1 protein-coding gene is annotated in these 885 nt (G+C 43.5%); it reads right to left on the bottom strand.

Annotated features, from left to right (window positions below):
* Positions 1 to 245 precede the first annotated feature (245 nt).
* A complete protein-coding gene (locus FKN88_RS17395; RefSeq protein WP_306687768.1) occupies positions 246 to 779 on the bottom strand; it encodes an HD domain-containing protein in 534 nt (177 codons plus the stop codon).
* Between the last annotated feature and the right edge of the window lie 106 nt (positions 780 to 885).

Here is an 885-nt window from a genome sequence, read left to right as displayed (position 1 = left end):
GGGTATCATGGAAATGACTAATATTCGTCCTTTTTGCCTTCTTTCCTCTATACCCTATTGGCTATTCCATACTCACTCGATATCTTCATACATTATTCGTGTGATCCCGTTGTGACCTAACGCCCGCCTAAGGGGCTGGCAACGCATTACTACTAAACTCAAACACAACAACCGTAACCACCGCGGCTCAATGGGACTGGAAACGCCACGCGTTGACAGTCCCTCTTGAGGCGTTTGTTATACGCCTATTTCAGTACACCCGATTGAACTGCGTCATTGAGCCTAGACTCGACTTCTCGCCACAACAAATTACTACCTTTGGAAATGCGTTCGCCATTAAAAGCAAAAACTTTTTCTTTGGGTATATTGTGTTTTTTCCAGCCATGACCTTCACCATGAATGTTGTGAAGTAAAGGTGGAACTCGGTCGATTGCCTTAGCAAAGCTTGCTTCGGGGCTTACACCTTCTTCAAACTCTTCCCAAAGATTAGAAAACTCTTCTCGGCTTGCTTCAGGTAAAAGTTGAAATAACTTCTGTATGCATGACCTTTCTAGTTGTTTGTTTTCTTCTGTTTCAGCAGAGTAAATAACCGTATCACCTGCCTCAATTTCACCCAAGTCATGGATGAGTAGCATTTTCATGACACGAACAATATCAACTGGTTCATTAGCAAAATCTTTGAGTAAAAGAGCACTCAGGCAAACATGCCAGCTATGTTCTGCTGAGTTCTCATATCTATCTAACCCTACAGGTTTAGTGTATCCGCCCCATGAACCCACGGGGCGATATTGTTAGTGTTTGAAGTTCCAAGGCAGGAGTGCATCGATATCAGGTTCCGCTTTCGCTAACTCCTGCATGCACTTGACAATGTAGTCGTAAAGGATA

Source organism: Vibrio sp. 2017_1457_13, from assembly GCF_030851525.1.
Lineage (GTDB): Bacteria > Pseudomonadota > Gammaproteobacteria > Enterobacterales > Vibrionaceae > Vibrio > Vibrio metschnikovii.
This window is presented reverse-complemented; position numbering and strand designations above follow the sequence as displayed.